The following is a 20,361-nucleotide window of genomic DNA, read 5'->3' as shown; positions in this document are numbered from 1 at the left end:
GGGAAGACAAAGGGTACGCTGAATATCAGGGGGAGCCGGCGGCTAGCGCAGCTCCTGCAACCGTGCAACGGTCATTTCTTCGAAGCCGGGAATCACAAAATCAGCGTCGCTCAGAATCGAAGCGTCGCCGACGCCGATGCAGTGCATGCCGCCGTTGCGGGCAGCTTCCAGGCCGGCTACGGCGTCTTCAAACACCACGCACTCCTCGGGCGCTACGCCCAGGGCCTTGGCGCCTTTCAGGAACACTTCGGGGTCGGGCTTGGCGTTGGCTACGTCGGTACCGTCCACAATAGCATCGAAGAGGGGCAGCAGCTGCACGCGCTCCAGAATGAGGCGGGCATTTTTGGAGGCCGAGCCCAGGGCAGTTTTGAGGCCGGCGGCACGGCACTCTTTTAGGAAGCGGCGCACGCCGGGCAGCACGTCGGCTTCGGTCATGCGGTGCACGTCTTCCAGGTACACTTCATTCTTGCGGGTGGCCAGCGTTACCTGCTCCGCTTCGGGCAGGGTTACGCCGCCTATTTCGAGGATGATTTCCAAGGAGCGCATCCGGCTCACGCCTTTCAGCCGCTCGTTGTCGTGTTCGGTAAAATCGATGTTCAGCCCGGTTGCTAACGTCTTCCAGGCCTGGTAATGGAATTTCGCTGTGTCCACGATGACTCCGTCGAGGTCGAAGAGACAGGCTTTAATTGTTGCCATGTAGGTAGAAAAAAGAAAGGAACGAAACCCAAACGGGCTTCGCTCCAGAGAAATCAGGTTACTTCTTCAATTCCAGCACCAGTGTGGTCATGGCCGGTACTTTCAGGGACTTCAGATCCAATACTGCCGCGCCGCTGATAATGTCCTGGGCGCTGGTGTAGCCCTGCAGGCGCTCGGCAAAGCGGGCGGTGTCTACCGTCTTGTCTTCCTTGCCGGCGTTCATCACCACCATCACCGACTGGCCCTGGTCGTTGTAGCGGAAGTAGGTGTACACGCTGCCGTCCGGCACAAAGTGCATGCGCTTGCCGGAGTGCAGGGCGGGGTGGGTTTTGCGGTAGTTAGCCAGCTTGCTCACGTGCTGGAACATGTCCTGCTCCTGGGGTGTGCGGCCAGCGGCCGTAAAGGCGTTATGCTTGTCGCCGGCCCAGCCGCCGGGGAAGTCGGACCGCACCAGCCCGTCGGGGTTGGAGAAGTTCTTCATCAGAATCTCGGTGCCGTAGTACAGCTGCGGAATGCCGCGCTCCGTGAGCAGCCACGTGAGGGCCATTTTCTGCTTCTTCACGTCTTCGCCCAACACGGAGAAAACGCGGCTCATGTCGTGGTTATCCAGGAAGATGACGTTGCGCATGGCATCCTCGTACATCCAGTCGCCCTGCGAGGTATAGTAGATTTTGGCAATGCCTTCGGCCCAGCCAGCCTCCTTCGTCAGGGCATCTTCAATGGCGTATTTCATCATGAAGTCCGTTACGCCGGGCAGGTTGCTTTTGAAGCCGTTTACCGGCGCAAACCCGTTGCGCGACCAGAATGCCTGCTGCGCTACGCCCTCGGCATTCTGCACCCAGGTTTCGCCAAACATGCCCAGCTGCGGGTACTCGTCCAGCACGGCCTTGCCCCAGCTCATCAGGAATTGGGGGTTGGAGTAAGGGTAGGTATCGATGCGAAAACCATCGAGGCCGGTGTATTCCACCCACCAGATAAAGTTCTGAATGAGGTAGTTGGCCACCAGTGGGTTTTCCTGGGCCGGGTCGGGCATGGTGGTATCAAACCACGTGGTGTTGAACAGCTTACGGTCTTCCGCCGAGCCGTAGGGGTCGTTCACGGTGCCGTCGCGGTAGTTGCCGCGCGTGAAGGTGGGCCACTGGTGAAACCAGTCTTTGGCGGGCTGATCCAGGAACAGGTAGTTGTGGCTGCCCATGTGGTTGAGTACCACGTCGTGAATCACTTTCAGGCCCTGCTGGTGGGCGCGCTGCACAAACTGCACGTAGTCCTCATTGGAGCCGTAGCGCGGGTCCACAGCGTAGTAATCCGTCAGGGCATAGCCGTGGTAGCTGGCTTTGGGCATGTCGTTTTCTACCACCGGGGTGGGCCAGATGGCGGTTACGCCCAACTCCTTGAGGTAGTCGAAGTGGTCTTCGATGCCCTTCAGGTCGCCGCCGTGGCGGGCGTACATGGAGTCGCGGGCAATGCGCTCCACCTTCATACCTTTCACGATGTCGTTCTTCGGGTTGCCGTTGGCAAACCGGTCGGGCATCAGCATGTAAATGAAGTCGGAGCTGTTGACACCCTGCACTTTGGACTTGTCGCCGGGGGTGGTGCGGGCGCGCAGCTCGTACTCGTACTTCGTCTTTTTGGCGCCTTTGAACTCCAGCTTCAGCTTGCCGGGTTTGGTCTCTGGGCTGATGGTGAGGTTGATTACCAGATAGTTCGGGCTCTCCAGCTTCTGGAAGCCCTCCAGTGTGACGCCGGGATAGTTAGCCAACTCCACTTTGCTGCCGGCAATGCCGGGACCATGCACCAGCAATTGCAGCTTGGGGTTTTTCATGCCCACCCACCAGAACGTAGGGTCAATGCGGGTAATGGCGGCCGCTTTTTTAGCCGGGACGGCAGCTGTTTCTGCTACCGGTACACTAGCAGGAGTAATGGCCGGAGCAGGCGCAGCGTGTAGGGCGGTGAAACCCAGGCACAGGGCCAGGGGCAGGAAGCGGGAAAGTCGCATAAGGGAGGAGCGTTATTCAACGGGCGAGGTGCAAGTTATCCTCTCCGGCGGCGCTATCCAAAATCAGCCCCGCATTTCCCGGACGCTCAAAAACAGCGAAATTTCGCTCCAAAGCCCGAAAACGGCCTAAATAAAACGCCCGTGGCTCCTGAGGAACCACGGGCGTTTGCCTATGCTAAATCCAATTCGCTTACTGCAGCTTGGCCAGCCACAGTGAGGCATTCAGGTGCAGGCGGGCGTGGCTTACGTTTTCGTTCCAGCCATCGTACACGGTGTTGCCGGGGGAGCCGGTGCCGTCATCGGCCGGCGAGGAGTCGCCGATAATCACCACGCGGCCCGTGCCGAAGGTGCTGGAAGCGGCCATAACGTTGCTGGTGCTCTGCGTGGAGCCCAGGCGCCAGATCAGGCCCTGTACGGTGCTGTTGGCGGTGGGGCTCAGCGTCATGGTAGCGCCGTTGTGGAAGGAGAGCTGCGAGACGAGGCCCTGCGAGCCGTTCATGATGGGGTTGGTGGAGCTAACCAGCGCATTGGTGCTGTTCTCCACAATGTTATCGGAGTTTACGGAGAAGCCGAAGGGGTTGGCCTGCACCGAGTTGTTGGTCATCAGGTCGTTCCAGATCTGGGGGGAATCCCAGCCGTCGTTGTTACGGTCGGAAATGATGTGGTCGGAAATCATGAACAGACCACCGCCGTTCTGCACGTAGCGCAGAATGGCCGTTTTCTCAGCGGCGGTAAACACCACGTTGGGCTCATCTACCACAAACACGGCGTAGTTGCTCAGGTCCTGGGTGTTGGTAGCATCACCATAGGTAATGCGGCCGCCAGCGGGCAGCTGCGCTACGGTGTGGCCCTGCTTGGCCAGGGCTACGCCCCAGGCCGAAATGGCACCGGTCCAGTAGGTTTCGGGGGTGGTGGAGGTGATACCAGACTGGGCGGGAGTAGGCGTGGAAACGGCCACGCCACCATCTACATCCAGTACCCAGTCGGCGTTGCCGGCCAGCTCACCGTGCGAGCCATCGAACAGGAATTTCTTGCCCGTGCCGGTAGGCGGCGGGGTGCTGCCACCATACTGCTCAATGGTAATGTTATCAATGTTGATGCGGTTGGTGCCGCCCGAGATTTTGCGGATCTGCAACCGTACGGTGCCGCTCAGGTTGACGCTGAACGAAGCCGTTTGCAGCGAGGTGCTGCTAGTGGTGATGGTGCTGCCCACTTTGGTGTAGGTGCTGCCGCTGTTGGTGGAGGCCCACAGCTCCCAGGTAGAGCTGGCATCAGTCCCGTACACGGCGTGCTGCACGGTTACCACGCCGGCCCCGGCGGTGGTGTTAAAGTTCATGGTGAGCTTGCCCACGTTGCGCACCCGCGCCGACTGAGCGCCGGTTTTGTGGTCGGCGGTGGTGTTGCCGATCAGAGCATCGTCCAGGGTCCAGGAACCGGAGCTCAGGGTAACCGAGCCGGTGGTGTAAGCGGTTTTGGTGCCGGTTTCGAAACCCTCGGGGAAGCCGGTGGCGCTAACGGCCTGGGTAGCGGTGCGGGCGGCCGGGGCCTGTGGGGTGGGGTCCTGCACGGAGTTGCAGGATACCGCCAGGCCCAGCAGGGCCATGGTGAGAATACGGGTAATGTGCATGTAGGAAAGGGGTTGGGGTGGTGAAAAAAAGAGGTAGAGCTGGCAAAACTACCGGCTAACCCATTAAATGAGAGGAATGCAACGTTACCGTTTTGTTACTATATTTTATCGGCAGGCTGCTATGACGCCTTAGTACAGCAAAGCAGTTGTATCCCGGGCCGGGCCGCCTACGTAGGCAGGCAGCCACCCCACCGGCCAAGGCAAAAACCCGCCGCTTTGCGGTTTTCTGCCGCTTATTTCTCACCTTCAGGACGGCTTACCGCGCTTCTCTCTACCCGCTTCTCTTTATGGCATTTACCTTTCGCTCTTACGCTGCCGCGCCAGAATTTTACACGTCGGCTGCTTACTTTTCCATGGAGTTTGCCCTGGATCAGGCCCTGAAAACCTACTCCGGGGGCCTGGGCTTTCTGGCCGGCTCCCACATGCGCTCGGCCTATGAGCTCAAGCAAAATCTGGTAGGCATCGGTATCCTCTGGACCTATGGCTACTATGACCAGACGCGCAACGAAGACCAGACCATGCGCGTGGACTACCGCCACAAGTCCTACTCCTTCCTCGAAGACACCGGGCTCATCTTCCCCATCACTATTCATGGTGCGCAGGTGAAAGTAAAGGCCCTGTACCTGGCCCCCGAGGTTTTCGGCACGGCCCCCATGTTCTTCCTGACCACTGATATTCCGGAAAACGACTACATCTCGCGCACCATCTCCCACCACCTCTACGATGCCGATACGGCCGCCCGCGTGGCCCAGAGCATTCTGCTGGGCACCGGCGGCGGCACCCTGCTGGATCTGCTGGGCCATCAGGTAGATGTATATCACCTGAATGAAGGCCACGGCCTGCCGCTGGCGTTTTACCTGTATGAAAAGCACGGCCGGCAGTTGGAGGAAGTGCAGAAGCGCCTAGTATTCACTACCCACACCCCGGAGCTGGCCGGCAACGAGGAGCACCCTATGAAGCTGCTGGAGGACATGACCTTTTTCGGGAATGTGCCGGCCGACGAGGTGCGCCGCATTGCGGGCGTGGAAAACAACCAGCTCAGCTACACGCTGGCCGCGCTGCGCATGGCACGCAAAGCCAATGGCGTTTCCAAAGTGCACGGCAAAGTGGCCAACCAGATGTGGGGCGGCTATAAAGGCATCTGCCCCATTATCTCCATCACCAACGCCCAGAACGGCACCTACTGGCGCGACCCAGCCCTGCACCACGCCCTGACCAGCCACCACGACAAAGCCCTGTGCGCCCGGAAGCGGGAAATGAAAAAGGCCCTGTTCGACATCGTGGCCGACCAGACCGGCAACCTCTTCGACCCCGACGTGCTGACCATTGTGTGGGCCCGCCGCTTTGCCGGCTACAAGCGCGCCGACCTGATTCTGCGCCACTTCGAGCGGTTTCAGCGCCTGCTGCAGGACACCAAGCGCCCCATCCAGATGATTTGGGCGGGCAAGCCCTACCCCAAGGACTACGGCGCCATTGCCACCTTCAACGGCATCATGCAGAAAACCAAAGGCTTTAAGAACTGCGCCGTACTCACGGGCTACGAGCTGGGCCTCTCGGCGGCTCTCAAAAAGGGCTCCGATATCTGGCTGAACACCCCGCGCTTCCCCCGCGAGGCCTCCGGCACCAGCGGCATGACGGCCGCCATGAACGGCAGCCTCAGCCTGAGCATTGCCGATGGCTGGATTCCAGAGTTCGTGCGCGAGGGCGAAAACGGCTTCCTTATTCCCCTGGCCAACATCAACGAGCCGGAAAACGTGAAGGACGATGTGGAGGCCACCGGCGTGCTGGATGTGCTGGAGCAGGAAATTCTACCGCTTTACTACGACCAGCCCGAGCGGTTCCTGGAACTCACCAAAAACGCCATGCGCGAAGTAGAGCCCGAGTTCGACTCGGGCCGCATGGCGCGGGAATACTACGAGAAGATGTATACGGTGTAGCCGTTCTACCCTTTTTTTCAGGCTTGCCTGGCCGCCCTACCTCCTGGTGGGGCGGCTTTTTTTTGGGTTTTCGAGGCCGGATGGCGGCGCGCCACGTATGTAGCCATTCCCTGCCCGACTTATGCACCCTGGGTGCTTAAGTAGCTGAGCGCAGTGGCGTTGAGAGCAGGCCTGCAGAAAGAACGAAGTGCGGTTGGGCTTGCCCCGGAATCCCCGGTGCCGGGCCAGCTCCACAGTCGCCTCAACCTCGTCCAAAGTTTGCCCGTATCGGAGCAAAGGAATAGGCTTATTCCGCACCCTGTTGCGAAGCAAATTTTTGAATATGACTGAAGAAGAATCATATATAGTTACAAAGGAATATCTTGACTTTATACAAAATCGAGAATTCCCTTGCGTTGCCGCCAAAACGGCGCTTGCCTGGAATCAGATAAAATGCCTCGTAGTTGACCACATGGCCTGCCCCAAAGACGATGCCGCCATTCTGGAGTTCATCTATGAATTCGTGGAGACTTACCGCACCGCCGATAAGCTCTACCACAGCGCCGCCATCATTTTTAAAGGCCCCGAAAACCCCACCGAAGCGCAGTTCGAGGAGTTCTTCTGGCAGCGCTTGCAGGCCGTGTCTAACCTGGACGCCCAGCGCTACGGCTACGACCAGCGCGTGGTAGCCGACCCCAGCTCCCCCGATTTCAGCTTCAGCCTAAAAGAAGAAGCCTTTTTTGTGATTGGGCTGCACCCCGGCAGCAGCCGGCCGGCCCGGCAGTTCAAGTACCCCACACTGGTGTTTAATGCCCACGACCAGTTTGAGCGCATCCGGGAGGCGGGTAAATACGACTCCCTGCGCCAGACCATTCGCACGCGCGACGTAGCCTATTCGGGCTCCATCAACCCCATGCTCGAAGACTACGGCCAGTCCTCAGAAGTCTATCAATACAGCGGAAGGGCCTATGATCAGGCCTGGAAGTGCCCTTTTTTAAGCCAACATGTCCTCCCAGCTAACCATCATTCCGCCGCGTAGCGGCGTTTCCTTTCTGCTCAAAAAAGGCCAGCGCCTGAAAGTCGTTGATATCGAAGGCGAGCAGGTCTCGGACTTTGTGTGCTATAACCTGGCCGACAAGGAGGAGTACCTGTCCTCGGGCCGCACCATTGACTACGCCGAAACCATTCTGCTTACCAAAGGCCATCCGTTCTACTCCAACCGGAGCAACGTGATGTTTGATCTGGTGGAAGACACGGTAGGCCGGCACGACTTCCTGCTCACGCCCTGCAGTGCTGATACCTTCCGCATTATCTACGGGCATACCCAGCCGCACCGGGGCTGCTTTGGCAACCTGTGCGCGGCGCTGGAAGAATACGGCATCCGCCCCGATGCCATTCCCATCAGCTTCAACATCTTCATGCACGTGACCGTGGATGGAGATACCGGGCGCGTAGCCGTGCTGCCGCCCAAAAGCAAAGCCGGCGACTATGTGGTGCTGGAAGCCCGCATGGATTTGCTGGTGGGCCTCACGGCCTGCTCTGCGGAAATGTCAAACAACTACGCCTTTAAGCCCATTGGCTACCAGATAGAAGGCTAAGGCCGGCCTTTGGGCCGGGTTACTCTTTGGCCATAATCACGCCTTCCAGCACGGTCCATACGTTGTGGGCCAGAATCTTCTGGCCCTCGGCGTTGGGGTGCACGCCATCGGGCAGGTTCAGCTCGCGGTGGCCCAGCACACCCTGGAGCAGGAAGGGCACAAAGTCCACGCTGTTTTTTTCCGCCAGCGTGCGGAACAGGGCTTTGAACTCCTGGGCGTAGTGCACAAACCGGTGGCCGCCCAGCGGGCCCAGATCAAAGGGAAACTCCAGGCCCACCAGCACTATGCGGGCCTCGGGGTACTTCAGCCGCACCTGGTCGATGATTTCCTGCAGGTTTTGGGTGGTTTCGCGCACCGGAATGCCGCGCAGGCCGTCGTTGGCGCCCAGCTCCAGCACAAATACATCTACCGGCTGGCGGGTGAGCACGCTCGCTACCCGGTGCTTGCCCCCGGCGCTGGTTTCCCCGCTCACGCCGTAGTTAAAGGCTTTGTAGGGCAGTTGCAGGGAGTCGATGCGCTGCTGCAGCAGGGCCGGAAACGATTCGCTGGCGCGCAGCATGTAGCCGGCCGTGAGGCTGTTACCGAAGAAGATGATGTTTTGCATACGAACAGGGGGAGCTGCCGGCGGCGCCGCTACGGGTTGCGCCGGCGTGGGCGAAGTGCACGCTCCCAATAACCACAGTAGCGCCAGCAGCAGCCCGCTGCCAGCACCACGCATACGCCAGGGAAAAGGAAACGTGCCCATACTTTTCTCTTCCAAACGGCAGGCCGGGCTTCCGGGTTTGCCCGGCGCTAAATGCACCCCCGCTGAAACCTTTTGCCCGGTTCCGGCTTTAAGCAGGCAACCAGATAAGAATAGTTCTTATCTAGGATGCGTACCTTTGTAAGACCAACCTTGTTTTTCCGTTATGTCTGTTACGAAAGCAACTGATACCGAATTCCGTCAGCTTCTTGATTCCAATGAGAAAGTAGTAGTGAAATACTACGCCGACTGGTGCGGCAACTGTCGCCTGTTCTCCCCCAAGTACAAGCGCCTGGCCGAAGCCAACGCCGGCATGACGTTTCTGGACGTAAACGCCGAAACCAGCCCCGAGGCCCGCAAACTGGCGAACGTTACTACGCTGCCCTTCTTCGCTATTTTCCGCAATGGCGAGCTGGTGGATACTGTTTCGGCCAGCAAGGAAGAAGCGGTAGCCGAGCTGATTGGTCAATTGAACTAAGGCCCGGCCGCATGAAAATTCCTGCCATTAAACAACTGGTTGAATCCCAGACGCTGGATGCCCTGGTGGCCGCTGAAGAAGCGCTGCTGGAAGAACAACAGCCTGCTTTTGAAGTGCCCGGCGAAGACGAAGGCGAGAAGCTGACCCACGTATTTGCCGCCATCTTCATTCTGAACCACATGCGCGACAACGGCAGCGAGTTTAAAGATGCCCTGCGCGAGTACACCAAGAAAGTGCGCGTTTCCATTAGCTAAACGTCCCTTTCTTACACCCAACTGCCCCGGAAAGCACCTGCTATAAGCGGTACTTTCCGGGGCAGTTGGGTTATAGCGCGGTTGGCCGGAGCAGCTTACAGCCTGGCAAAGTGGGAGGCCGCTAGCTGCATGCCTTCATCGGTGCAGATGCCCCGGATATAGTAGAGGTAGATGCTGCGGAACACTTCTGCCAGGTTGTAGCGGCTGGGCGGGAAAATATCGGTGTTCAGAATCAGGTTAACCTGCTCCAGAATGATTTTGGTAACCAGCTCAATGTTGATGTCGCCGCGGAACTGCTTGCGCAGGATGCCGTCGTTCAGCAAGCCGTGGATCTGGGGGTAGGAATACGTCACCAGGTGGTCCATCATCAGGTTCCAGGCGGCGGGGTGCTCCCGCTGGATGTCGGCGTAGTTGCTGCTGGGCGTTTGCTGTAATTCCTGGATGCCGTCCTGCAACAGCAGCAGGATACGCTCCACCGGGTTATCGGTTCTGGCGAACAGGGCGGCGTGCTCCCGCTGCTGGCGCTCCATGTCGTGCACCACCACCTGCGTTACCAAGTCGTTCTTATCCTCGAACATGCCGTGAAAAGTAGCCGGCGACACGTTCAGCTTCTGAATGATCTGCTCCAGGGACAAGGGACCGATGCCTTCGCGCAGAAAAAGCACGCGCACTTCCTCCAGCAAGGTGTGGTGCAGCGTAGTAGTGGGAGTAGAATTCATGGCGTGGAGGAAACCGGCAATAGAGGTGGTGGGCGCAAGATGCCCCACTTAATAAAAGCTTAATGTATTACTGCTTAACGCAGCATACCCAGCCCAAAGAAAAACAGCAGCTGCACCAGGAATACGAAAGGTACCAACTGATTGCTTTTCACGAAATGGCTGCGGTTAAAAAACACCTGCAGAATGAAAGATAGGGCAAACCAGGCTTTAAAGTTCTGCAAGGGAATAACATCGGCCATCCAGTGCCAGAAATCATAGCGCACGGCTACGGGCTCAATGCACACATCCATGCCCACCATGAGCAGGGCGCCCACTACGGCCCGCAGAATATTAGGCAGGGGCAGGTAGCGCGCCAAAACCCCGGACATATAGGTGAGCATCAGCCAGTTCAGGCCAATAATCAGCGGCACGCCCCAGAGCTGAAAACCTAATACCGGGCCGTACGCATAGTTGCCGAAGATAACCTGGCTGCGCACGCCCAGCACCTCAACGCCAAAGCCTACCACCATCACCACCAGACAAAACCAGTAGAACTCCCGGTTGCGGCTGGGTTGAAAGGACAGCAGCAAAGCGGCCGTGAGCAGCAGGTTCAGGGGAACAAAGCGGAGGTAAAAGCTGGGGTCAAAGGAGAAAGCCAGCCCCAGAAATCCGGTAACGTGAAATAACAGCACAATACCCTGGGCCACGCGCAGGCGCTGGCGGCTGGGCGCCGGCAGAACGGGCGGAGCCGCGGGCGGATGTAACATAGAGTCGGTAATCGGCATGAGAAACAATAGATCAGGCAGGAACCAGGTCGGCTACAATAGCGGCCGAAAGCAGGCACAAGGGAATGCCCCCGCCCGGGTGTACGCTACCCCCACAAAAATACAAGCCATCGAGTTTACGAGAAAAATTCGGGTGACGCAGAAAAGCGGCCAACATATTATTGGAGGAGCTGCCATATAACGCCCCGCCAAACGATGAGGTTTGGCGCGCAATACCCGGCGGGTCCCACACGTGCTCGGCCCGGATAAGCGGGGCTACATCCCGGCCCAGGGCCAGCTGCAGGCGGCGCAACACCGCGGCGCGGGTCTGAGTAATAAGCGTATTCCAGTCCTGGCCCTGGTCGTGGGGCACGTTCACCATCACAAACCAGTTTTCGTGGCCGGTGGGGGCATCGGTGGGTGTTTTTTTGGAGGTGATGTTCACGTACACCGTCACGTCGTCGGCCACGGTCTGCTCCCGGAAGATGGCCTCAAACTCCTGGCGGTAGTCAGCAGAGAAAAAGATGTTGTGCACGCCCATTTCCGGAAACTCAGCCCCGATGCCCCAGTAGAAAATAAGCGCGGAAGAAGAGCGGGGCTGTGCCAGAGTACGTTCGGGGGCGGGCAGCTTAGGCAGCAGGCGGCGGTAGGTGGGCACCACATCCATATTGCTGACCACTAGGCCAAAGTCGTATACATCCTGGGCCGTGCGCAGGCCGGTTACGTGGCCGCCGGCCGTGAGAATTTCCTCCACGGGCTCGTTGTAGCGGAACTCGACGCCCAACTCCTGGGCCAGCCTGACCAGGCTTTCGGCAATGCTGTAAATGCCACCTTCAGGGTAAAATGCGCCAATGCCGTGCTCCAGATGCGGAATCAGGCTGAGGGTGGCGGGGGCCTGGTAGGGGTCGGAGCCGTTGTAGGTAGCAAACCGGTCGAAGAGCTGCACCAGGCGGGCATCCGGGAAAGTGGTCGCGTGGCGCTGGTGCATGGTGCTGGCCAGGCCCAGGGTGGGCAGCACGGCCAGGGCTTTCACTACCTCCGGGCTGGTGTAGGTGCTGAGCTTATGCAGCGACTTGCGCAAAAACGTGTCGGCGGTGCCTTCGTAGGCGCGGGCGCTGCGGCGCAGGAATTCCAGCACCTCGGCGGCGGGCACGCCCAGCTTATGTTCTACCTCGGCCGCAAATCGGGCTTCATCGGCCCAGGCCGTCAGGCGGGTTTTATCAGCAAAGAAATACTGCGTGATGGGGTCCAGCCGCTCGTAGCGGAAATAATCCTTGGGGTCGCGCCCGGCCAGCTGGAACAGCTCATCCACCAGCTGGGGCAGCGTAAACAGGGAGGGGCCACCATCGAAGCGGTAGCCGCCGGGCAACTCCAGCTGGTGCATTTTCCCACCAAACGTGCTCTGGGCTTCAAACACCGTTACCTTATGCCCCCGGGCCGCCAGCCTCACCGCCGTAGCAATGCCCCCAATACCAGCACCAATGATGGCAACAGCTGGTTTGCGGGGGGCGGAGGTTTTCTTGCGCGGCACGGGACAGGAATGATGGTGGGACGCAGCTATAACTCTAAAACCTGCTTAATGTCTTCGGTTCCAAGGTTAAAAGACACCGATGCCGGACGCTGAATCGGGCTATCTACTCCGGTAACCACCAGGCCCTCAAATGCCTGCAAATGCAGCACACTGAATCCCCGTCGAAATACGACCAACTGTTGCAGCTGTGTATCCAGCACGGCCAGGCGCTGATTGGGGCTCGAAAAAAGCGCCTGCTGCCACAGGGGCAACGCCACCCGCCGCCCTACCGCGTCCCATATAGGTGGGCCGCCGTAACTTCCCGGAAGCTGAACCCGGCGGCCATTGGGGGTAATCCAGAAGCAGGGTCCGTGTAAGGGTCCACCTTGGTTCATCTCCTGCAGAGCGCCATATTCCAGCCGTTGGGAAGTATCTCCCGCAAAGAGCTGGCGCTCCACGTTGGAGAAGTTCCAGGGATCTGGCAAGGTGTTAACCATACAAATGAATTGTTTAAAGCTGAAATCCCAGATTAATCCACTGCCAGCACCAGCCCTTTCAGGTACTCCCCTTCCGGGTGGAAGAGGCTGACGGGGTGGTCGGCGGGCTGGGTGAGGCGGTGCAGGATGCGGGCGGGACGGCCGGCCTCAATGGCGGCGGCCATAATGGCGCCCTCAAACAGCTCCATGCTAACTACCTGTGAACAGCTGAACGTAAACAGCAGGCCGCCGGGTGCAATCTGCTTAATACCGGCCACATTCAGGCGTTTGTAGCCCATCAGGGCATTGTGGCGGGCGGAGAGGTGCTTGGCAAAGGCGGGGGGGTCCAGCACGATAAGGTCGTACTGGTTGTGGCGGTCTTTCAGGAAGCTGAACACGTCCTGGGCGTAGGCTTCGTGCTTTTCCTGCAGGCCACTCAGCTCGGCGTTGCGGTTGGTCAGCTCAATGGCTTTTTTGCTGGAGTCTACGGAGTGCACCAGCTCGGCGCCGGCCTGCAGGGCATACACGGAGAAGCCGCCGGTGTAGCAGAACGTGTTCAGCACGCGGCGGCCGGGGGCGTAGCGGGCCAGCAGGGCGCGGTTGTCGCGCTGGTCAATGAAGAAGCCGGTTTTCTGGCCGGTTTCCCAATCCACGGCAAAGCGGTGGCCGTTTTCTTCTACCACATGCTCCTGGCCGGTGCTTTCGCCCAGTAGATAGCCGTTCTGAGCATCGGGGGCAGCTTTGGCGGGTACGGTTTCGGCGCTCTTATCGTAGATGGCGCGCAGGTTTTCGCCTAACACGACTTGCAGAGCGGCGGCAATGAGGGGGCGGGCTTTGTACATGCCGGCGCTGTGCGCCTGCACCACGGCCGTGTCGCCGTACACGTCAATAATCAAACCGGGTAGGCCGTCGCCCTCGGCGTGGATGAGGCGGTACACGTTGGTGTTGCCGGTGCCAGTGAGGCCCAGGCGCTGACGCAGCTGGTAGGCGTTGCGCAGCTTCTGCTCCCAGAAAGCGGCATCGGGCAGCTGGGCCTCGGTACCGAAATCGAGCATGCGCACGGCAATGGAGCCGGGGGCGTAGTGGCCCACACCCAGCAGCTCGCCGTTGGCGGCCAGTACGCTCACTACTTCGCCCTCCACTACCTCGCCCTGCATCCGGGCAATGGCGCCCGAAAACACCCACGGATGCAGGCGTCGCAGGGATTGATCTTTACCGGGTTTGAGCGTGAGCGTGGCAGACATGGCAGCAGGTTCTAAAAATGGGACTACAAAGGTACGCACCCGGCCGGGGTTAGCCACCTGCCCCTACCGAATTGCCCTCCTCTCCTACTGCAGCCGGTTCCGCCTTATCTTGCGGCCCTTATTTATGCCTATGTCTGCCGCCGTCGAAATCATTGCCTACCGTCCCGAGCACCAGGCGGCCTTCCGCGACCTGAACCACGAGTGGATTACTACCTATTTCAGCCTGGAAGAGCCGGACAAGCGCATGCTCGACGACCCGCAAGGCTACATCCTGGACCCGGGCGGCTATATTTTCATGGCCCGCTATCAGGACCAGACGGTGGGCACCTGCGCCCTCATCCGGGAGCCCGACGGCAACTTTGAGCTGGCAAAAATGGCGGTTTCGCCTAAAGCCCAGGGTTTGGGCATCGGGTACCGGCTGGGGCAGGCGGCTATTGACCAGGCCTGGGCCGCCGGGGCCCACCACGTAGAGCTGCTCTCCAACCGCAAGCTTACGCCCGCCCTCACCCTGTACCGCAAGCTCGGCTTCGCGGAAGCACCCCTCTCCCCTTCTGAGTATCAGCGGGCCGATATCCGGATGGTGCTAGCGCGCCCCGGCACCAAGTAGCCGCCGGTAAATAGGCCGGCGCCAGGCAAACTGCGCCCAGATAACGGGGTACAGCGCCGCTTCCAGCCACCGGAACAGGGAGCGGTATTCGATATCCTCTACGATATAGGTGCCGCCCCCCGGCGCGGGTTCCAACAGATGCCGGTGCCGCCAATAGCCCAGCGGCGGCGGCAGTTCCTGGCCTTCATCAACGAAATAATAGGTGCCATCGGGCATAATGCCGTGCTCGATAATGAGGGAGGTCCAGCGGTGACGCAATGGTCCGGCACCTATTTCTATTTCCACCCGGTCGCCGCGCTGGCAGCCATCAAACCGCAACAGGTGGAAGGGCGGGAATGGCGGAGCCAGTGCCAGGAACAGCTCCCGCGTGAAGCCCTGCCAGACCTGGGCAGGTGGTTGGGCAACATGAGTGCGAAGAAGGAGGTGCATCTTGGGTGCTAACCTTGGGTGCCTTGCTTTGTTTTTATGCAGCTTGGATGGCTGTACAGGGCGTGGTGAACCATAAGGCAGAATAAAACATAAGTAAATAGTCAAAAAGCCGAATAATAGAGGTGCGGTAGATAAATTATGATTGTTCTGAAATTTGTCAGCTACCTGAAATTATGTAAAGTGACAAAAACCAGATGATAGTGGGAGTATTGGTACTTCCCCACTGCCCCTAAAATCCTGTTTGCTCATTCTCTCAAAGTGATAGAGCTACGGTCGTTGGTAAGCGTAAAGACGCAAATTGTCTGGCGATGTATCCATTTGAAAATGACCAACTTCTTCTATCTTCTGCTGAATAGTATGTAGGTCTTGCGTGACGGCCTTGTTGCTGGGGAATCTGGGGAAGTCTAACCATTCGATTTCTTTGTAAGCGGCCCACCCTAGCCGGGGAGTGCCAGTAATCATTGCTTCCATAGCACTAGGATAGTAGTCAAATAGGTAGCTTTTATCCTCATCTATAAGCAGCCACCGCTCTACATCAATGTCCTCCCAAATAAGCTTGACCTGACACGCCTGTACTAAATGCCAATTCGTAACAAGCGTTGTAATCAGCTTCACCCATTTTGCGTTGCTCATCAAAGGGTGAAGCTTGGCAGTCAGGATGACCCTATCTAGTGCATCATCATCGCGTCTTGCTGCAAAATGACGTTTCATAGTTAAAAAGCCTGTACAGTATCTATTAGCTACGAAAGGTAATATCTCAGTATGACTCCATAATAGAGGCGGGACACACTTAGGCACCTTGTGTCCGATAAGTAAACGTTACGTTAAGTTATTAGGCAATCCAGACTTAATCCCTACCTATTTTTCAATTCCTCCGTCTGCTCCCAAATCAGCCTTCTTTTAATGGACTTGTCAGTAGTCACTAAATCTATGACCAGTTGGATTTTCTGATTCGGTAGCACCACAATATTATCCTTCACCGGGCGCTAATAGATAAGCAGGTAAGAAAACCCAACGTTTTCTGGCCGAAGGTGTGAACTCACCCGATCCTCTGCATCACTATTAGAACATTGCCTGGCACAAAATGACCAACAGTGTGTAGATTTAGTGAAACCAGCTGGCAGTGCCCTTGTTAGCAGTACGTGGTCAGCGGGTTCGTCCCCAGAGGGCAATATGAGTGGCTCTTTTCTTCCGGAGTATCTGCTTGCCTGTCCGCCTACTTAGCTGCCCTACTATGCCCACCGAGCTAGCGCATCCTACCCTTTTTCCTACCAGGGTTTCTTCCTGGCCCGGCCAGCGGGCAGGCATCAGGAGTCGGCGGCCGACTAAATGGCTGCTAACGCTGCTGCTTCTACTGCTGAGCGGCGCGGCCACTACAGCACTAGCACAGGGCACGCCGCCCCCGCCCCCGGAGTGCGCGGCCGATGAGAAGTTTGCCAACACGTGGTACTTCGGCTTTAAGGCGGGGCTGGACTTCAACCAGGCCTCTGCCGACTCCCTCCCGAAGGTGCTTACTGATGGGGCGATGGATGCCCCCGCCGGCTCGGGGGTGATGTCGGATAAGGACGGCAAGATTCTCTTTTACAGCAACGGCGAAACCGTTTGGAACGGCGACGGCACCGTGATGACCAACGGCACAGGGCTGGCGGGCAACCGCTTCACTACCGACGGCCCCCTGCCCATCAGGAAGCCGGGCATAACTCAGCCGGGCCAACCAACGCGCTACCTGCTCTTCACCCTGGATAGCACCGTGGGCCTGAGCTATTCAGAAATAGATATTCCCGCAGGTGGTGGACCGGGCACCGTCATCGCCGCCACCAAAAACACGCCCCTGGCTCGCGGTACGGCGGAGAAAATAACGGGCGTATTTCATAAAAACGGCTGCGACATCTGGGTTATCACGCACGGCTGGGGTGATGCCAAAACCGGCAATGACAACCGGGGCGACGCCTTTCTGGCCTACCGCGTAACGGTGACCGGCGTGCAGCCTGCTCCCATTATTTCGACCGTCGGCAGCCTGCACGCGCCGAGCAAGTCGCCCGTAGGCTACAAAGGCCAGATGAAGGTGACCCCCGATGGCCAGCGGCTGGCCCTGGCCCGCTACAGTGAAGTGGTAGGCGACAGCAGCAGCACCGTCGAACTGTTTGGGTTTGATACCGGCACGGGTCAGGTTAGCGCCAACCCACAGGTGCCGTACGTGGTGGAAAGCGGCGCAGGGAAATACTACGGGGTGGGGTTTTCGCCTGGCAGCTACCTCTACGCCACAGTGCGCAACCCGGCCAAACTGCTGCAATTTGATATCAGCGGCAACGTGCCGGTAACCAAGCAGGACATTCCGCTCAAGCAGAAGACCCCGGCCGACCTGGGCTCGATGCAGGCCGCGCCCGATGGCAAGATTTACGTGGCCCGCGACAACCAACCCGCGCTGGGCTTCATTCCCTACCCCGACTCGCTGGGAGCCAAGGTCGGCTACGCCGACGATAGCCTGCAACTGGGCGGCCGCCTGAGTGGCCTGGGCCTGGTCAACTTCAATCAAAGCTCCCTGCTGCGCGTGGGGCCTAGCGCAGAGATAACGGGTTGTCGACAAATCACCTTCATGGCCCCGCCCATTGACTTTGACGGGAAGACTTATGCCTGGTCGTTTGGCGACGGTGCCACCTCAAACGTTGAGAATCCCGTTCATACTTACGCTACGCCCGGTAACTACACCGTGACGCTACGCATCACGACGGCGTGCTTTTGCCGCGAAAGCTCGGGCATTATCCAGGTGCCGGCCCTGCCCAAGCCGGGTAGCATTGCCGGCCCTCAGACCCTGTGCGCGGGAACCGCGCCGGATACGCTCACCAGCACCGTCAGCGCTTCGGGTGACGCCGGGCTGCCGCTCGTTTACCAGTGGGAAAGGTCAACGAATAACACCACCTTTACCGCTATCAGCGGGGCAACCGGCGAGACTTACCTGCCACCAGCCTCGCTACCGAATGGCACCACTTATTTCCGGCGGCGCGCCCAACTGCTTCTGCCCAATCGGCCAGCTCCTTACTGTACCCCCACCTTTACCGCCTCGGTAGCCATCAAGGTTCTGCCGGCTCTGACTGCAGGCAGCATTGCGGCTAACCAAACCGTGTGCGCGGGCACCAAACCGGCTCCCCTTACCAGCACCACGGCGGCCACGGGCGGCACCGGCACCTTTGCTTACCAGTGGGAATCTTCGGTAGATAATGTAACCTGGGCAGCCATACCGGGCGCCACTTCTGCAACATACGCACCCCGCGGCCTCACCACTACCACCTACTACCGGCGCCAGGTGCGTTCCGGCACCTGCACTACTGTGTCTTCCAATACCGTGAAGCTAACTGTGCTACCCGCTCTTTCGGCCGGCAGCATTGCCACCAGCCAGGCCCTCTGTGCGGGCGGAACCGCTGCCCCTCTCACCAGCGAAGCCCCGGCCACGGGCGGCACGGGCAGTTTTGTGTATCAGTGGGAATCATCCAAGGATAAGGTGACGTGGACGCCCATCAGCGGGGCCACCAGGCCGACGTATGCGCCGGGCCGCCTGAATGCTACCACCTATTACCGGCGGCGGGTAACGTCGGGCAGTGCCTGTGCTCCGGTCCTGTCCAATGTCGTTACCATTACCGTAACACCGGCCCTGACGGCCGGTACCATCGGGGCCAACCAGACGCTGTGCCTGGGCGCTACGCCGGCCCGCCTTACCAGCACCGCAGCAGCCACAGGCGGCACGGGTGCCTTTACCTACCAGTGGGAATCAAGCCCGAATAACTCCAACTGGACGCCCATTGCCGGCGCTACCGGCACCAGCTACGCGCCCGGTCCGCTTACGGCCACTACCTACTACCGCCGTCAGGTAATTTCGGGCCCTTGCGGACCGGTGTATTCGCCTTCCATCGTTCTGACGGCCCTGCCCGCGCTGAGTGCGGGCAGTATTGCGGCCAGCCAGGATATCTGTGCGGGTGCCACGCCGGCGCCCCTCACCAGCAGGGCCCCGGCTACGGGCGGCACGGGCAATTTCGTTTACCAATGGGAATCCTCGACGGATAATGTAACCTGGAGGTCCGTGAGCGGGGCGGTGGGCACAACTTACTCGCCGGGCCCGCTCACAACTACCACTTCCTTCCGGCGCCGGGTAACCTCGGGCACGGGCACCTGTGCCACGGCCGTTTCCAACGAAGTAACGGTGACAGTGCAGCCCGTGGTGAAACCGGGCGTGACGCTGGCGGCACCACCCACACAGTGCACTGGTACGGCGCTGGTCTTTACGGCGGTGCCGACCAACGCAGGCACTTCACCTACTTTCCGCTGGTTTGTGAACAACGCAGCCGTGGCCAGCGGGCCCACGTTTACCAGCAGCACGCTGGTCACCGGCGACCAGGTACGGGTGGAGGTGACGCCCACGGCGGGGCTGTGCAGCGCGGGTCCGGCCGTGGCCACGGTTACGGTAACGCGCACGCCCACGCCGCAGCCTACCCTCAGCATTGCGGTGCAGCCGGGCGGGCCGGTTTGCCCGGGCGCGCCGCTCACGTTTCGTATTGCCAGTGTGACCAACGCTGGTCCGGCCCCCACCTATCAGTGGCTGGTGAATAACAATGCCGTGGGAGGCGCTACGGGCCCGGTCTTCACCAGCACTACGCTGCGGGAGGGCCAGATTGTGACGCTGCGTCTGCGCACCACCAACGTGTGCGGACAGTCCGTTACGGCCGTTTCCAATGAGGTGGCGGTGCGTATTAGCCCACCGGTGGACGTGGATGCCGGCCCGGACAAGGAGATTCTGGCGGGCTCCTCCGTTATTCTGGAAGGTCGCGCCGATGGCACCTACCCGGTCACGTGGACGCCGGCCACGGGGCTGACCATTTCGCCTAACGCCCCGCTACGGCCGGTGGCCTCGCCCACGGAAACTACCACCTATACCCTCTCGGCCGGTGAAGGCGGTTGCGCCGACTTCGACCAGGTGACAGTGACCGTGCGCCCAGCCATTCGCATTCCTAACGCCTTCACGCCCAACGGCGACGGCCGCGACGACACCTGGCAGATAGAGTTCATCGAGCAGTTCCCCGACAATACCGTGAGTGTGTTCAACCGCTGGGGCAACCGCATCTTCTCCGCCAATAACTACAGCCGGGCCAATGAGTGGCGCGGCGACATCAACGGCAAGCCCGCGCCGGTGGGCACCTACTACTACGTAGTGGAGACCAAGGGGCCGCTGGGCCGGTCGTACAGCGGCTCGATTACGATTTTGTATTGAAAAACGTCTTGCTGCGCTTGTGGAAGCCGGGTCACCTGCTGCTTCGCTAGCCACTTCATACCACTA

18 protein-coding genes are annotated in these 20,361 nt (G+C 59.4%); 7 read left to right on the top strand and 11 right to left on the bottom strand.

The genetic code is table 11. The features are described from left to right. Window positions 1-42: 42 nt before the first annotated feature. The 3 genes from pgmB to AM218_RS14550 all read right to left on the bottom strand — a co-directional run bounded on the left by pgmB (window position 43) and on the right by AM218_RS14550 (window position 4,319). On the bottom strand, window positions 43-696 hold the full coding sequence (gene pgmB / locus AM218_RS14560) for a beta-phosphoglucomutase (RefSeq protein WP_054414576.1): 654 nt from the start codon (window positions 694-696) through the stop codon (window positions 43-45). A gap of 58 nt (window positions 697-754) precedes the next feature. After that, window positions 755-2,692: a glycoside hydrolase family 13 protein gene (locus AM218_RS14555; protein ID WP_054414573.1), complete on the bottom strand. Its 1,938-nt coding sequence runs from the start codon at window positions 2,690-2,692 to the stop codon at window positions 755-757. 190 nt (window positions 2,693-2,882) lie between these two features. Beyond that, complete coding sequence (locus AM218_RS14550; protein WP_054414570.1) at window positions 2,883-4,319, bottom strand: hypothetical protein; 1,437 nt, start codon at window positions 4,317-4,319, stop codon at window positions 2,883-2,885. Window positions 4,320-4,606: 287 nt separating this feature from the next. Between AM218_RS14550 and glgP the strand changes: the two genes are divergently transcribed. The 3 genes from glgP to AM218_RS14535 all read left to right on the top strand — a co-directional run bounded on the left by glgP (window position 4,607) and on the right by AM218_RS14535 (window position 7,833). Next, complete coding sequence (gene glgP / locus AM218_RS14545) at window positions 4,607-6,256, top strand: alpha-glucan family phosphorylase (protein WP_054414567.1); 1,650 nt, start codon at window positions 4,607-4,609, stop codon at window positions 6,254-6,256. A 322-nt stretch (window positions 6,257-6,578) separates the two neighbouring features. After that, window positions 6,579-7,274, top strand: a complete 696-nt coding sequence (gntA, locus tag AM218_RS14540) for a guanitoxin biosynthesis heme-dependent pre-guanitoxin N-hydroxylase GntA (protein WP_071843805.1) — start codon at window positions 6,579-6,581, stop codon at window positions 7,272-7,274. Then, a complete protein-coding gene (locus AM218_RS14535; RefSeq protein ID WP_054414562.1) occupies window positions 7,240-7,833 on the top strand; it encodes a DUF1989 domain-containing protein in 594 nt (197 codons plus the stop codon). The genes gntA and AM218_RS14535 overlap by 35 nt, the downstream gene beginning before the upstream one ends. Before the next feature lie 19 nt (window positions 7,834-7,852). Here AM218_RS14535 and AM218_RS14530 read toward each other — a convergent pair whose 3' ends face one another. Next, window positions 7,853-8,551 carry an arylesterase gene (locus AM218_RS14530; RefSeq protein ID WP_071843929.1) on the bottom strand — a complete coding sequence of 233 codons (699 nt, stop codon included), beginning with the start codon at window positions 8,549-8,551 and terminating at the stop codon, window positions 7,853-7,855. 190 nt (window positions 8,552-8,741) lie between these two features. Here AM218_RS14530 and AM218_RS14525 point away from each other — a divergent pair, with 190 nt between their 5' ends. Together AM218_RS14525 and AM218_RS14520 are read left to right on the top strand one after the other, a co-directional pair. Further along, window positions 8,742-9,053, top strand: a complete 312-nt coding sequence (locus AM218_RS14525) for a thioredoxin family protein (protein WP_054414557.1) — start codon at window positions 8,742-8,744, stop codon at window positions 9,051-9,053. Window positions 9,054-9,064: 11 nt separating this feature from the next. Next, the gene (locus tag AM218_RS14520; protein WP_054414556.1) at window positions 9,065-9,307 is read left to right on the top strand and encodes a DUF6952 family protein; all 243 of its coding nucleotides are present in this window, start codon (window positions 9,065-9,067) and stop codon (window positions 9,305-9,307) included. A 95-nt stretch (window positions 9,308-9,402) separates the two neighbouring features. Here the strand turns inward: AM218_RS14520 and AM218_RS14515 are convergent, their stop codons facing one another. The 5 genes from AM218_RS14515 to AM218_RS14495 all read right to left on the bottom strand — a co-directional run bounded on the left by AM218_RS14515 (window position 9,403) and on the right by AM218_RS14495 (window position 13,999). Beyond that, the gene (locus AM218_RS14515; protein ID WP_071843928.1) at window positions 9,403-10,026 is read right to left on the bottom strand and encodes a TetR/AcrR family transcriptional regulator; all 624 of its coding nucleotides are present in this window, start codon (window positions 10,024-10,026) and stop codon (window positions 9,403-9,405) included. A gap of 74 nt (window positions 10,027-10,100) precedes the next feature. Continuing rightward, on the bottom strand, window positions 10,101-10,772 hold the full coding sequence (locus AM218_RS14510; protein ID WP_071843927.1) for a carotenoid biosynthesis protein: 672 nt from the start codon (window positions 10,770-10,772) through the stop codon (window positions 10,101-10,103). A gap of 31 nt (window positions 10,773-10,803) precedes the next feature. Then, the gene (crtD, locus tag AM218_RS14505) at window positions 10,804-12,300 is read right to left on the bottom strand and encodes a 1-hydroxycarotenoid 3,4-desaturase CrtD (protein ID WP_054414547.1); all 1,497 of its coding nucleotides are present in this window, start codon (window positions 12,298-12,300) and stop codon (window positions 10,804-10,806) included. Between the two features lie 26 nt (window positions 12,301-12,326). Next, the gene (locus AM218_RS14500) at window positions 12,327-12,776 is read right to left on the bottom strand and encodes a hypothetical protein (protein ID WP_054414545.1); all 450 of its coding nucleotides are present in this window, start codon (window positions 12,774-12,776) and stop codon (window positions 12,327-12,329) included. A 32-nt stretch (window positions 12,777-12,808) separates the two neighbouring features. Next, on the bottom strand, window positions 12,809-13,999 hold the full coding sequence (locus AM218_RS14495) for a class I SAM-dependent rRNA methyltransferase (RefSeq protein ID WP_054414544.1): 1,191 nt from the start codon (window positions 13,997-13,999) through the stop codon (window positions 12,809-12,811). Window positions 14,000-14,129: 130 nt separating this feature from the next. Here AM218_RS14495 and AM218_RS14490 point away from each other — a divergent pair, with 130 nt between their 5' ends. Beyond that, complete coding sequence (locus AM218_RS14490; RefSeq protein ID WP_231717502.1) at window positions 14,130-14,606, top strand: GNAT family N-acetyltransferase; 477 nt, start codon at window positions 14,130-14,132, stop codon at window positions 14,604-14,606. Here AM218_RS14490 and AM218_RS14485 read toward each other — a convergent pair. Together AM218_RS14485 and AM218_RS14480 are read right to left on the bottom strand one after the other, a co-directional pair. After that, window positions 14,583-15,035 carry an SRPBCC family protein gene (locus AM218_RS14485; protein WP_071843804.1) on the bottom strand — a complete coding sequence of 151 codons (453 nt, stop codon included), beginning with the start codon at window positions 15,033-15,035 and terminating at the stop codon, window positions 14,583-14,585. The two genes, AM218_RS14490 and AM218_RS14485, sit on opposite strands and share 24 nt — an antisense overlap. A gap of 267 nt (window positions 15,036-15,302) precedes the next feature. Then, complete coding sequence (locus AM218_RS14480; protein ID WP_054414541.1) at window positions 15,303-15,746, bottom strand: hypothetical protein; 444 nt, start codon at window positions 15,744-15,746, stop codon at window positions 15,303-15,305. A 523-nt stretch (window positions 15,747-16,269) separates the two neighbouring features. On the opposite strand from AM218_RS14480, the gene AM218_RS14475 reads away from it, so the two are divergent. Beyond that, complete coding sequence (locus tag AM218_RS14475) at window positions 16,270-20,295, top strand: DUF8696 domain-containing protein (RefSeq protein WP_054414540.1); 4,026 nt, start codon at window positions 16,270-16,272, stop codon at window positions 20,293-20,295. The last annotated feature ends 66 nt before the right edge of the window (window positions 20,296-20,361 follow it).

The sequence above is a fragment of the Hymenobacter sp. DG25A genome (assembly GCF_001280305.1).
GTDB lineage: Bacteria > Bacteroidota > Bacteroidia > Cytophagales > Hymenobacteraceae > Hymenobacter.
The sequence above is the reverse complement of the archived record's forward strand: the minus strand, read 5'-3'. Positions and strand labels throughout refer to the sequence as shown.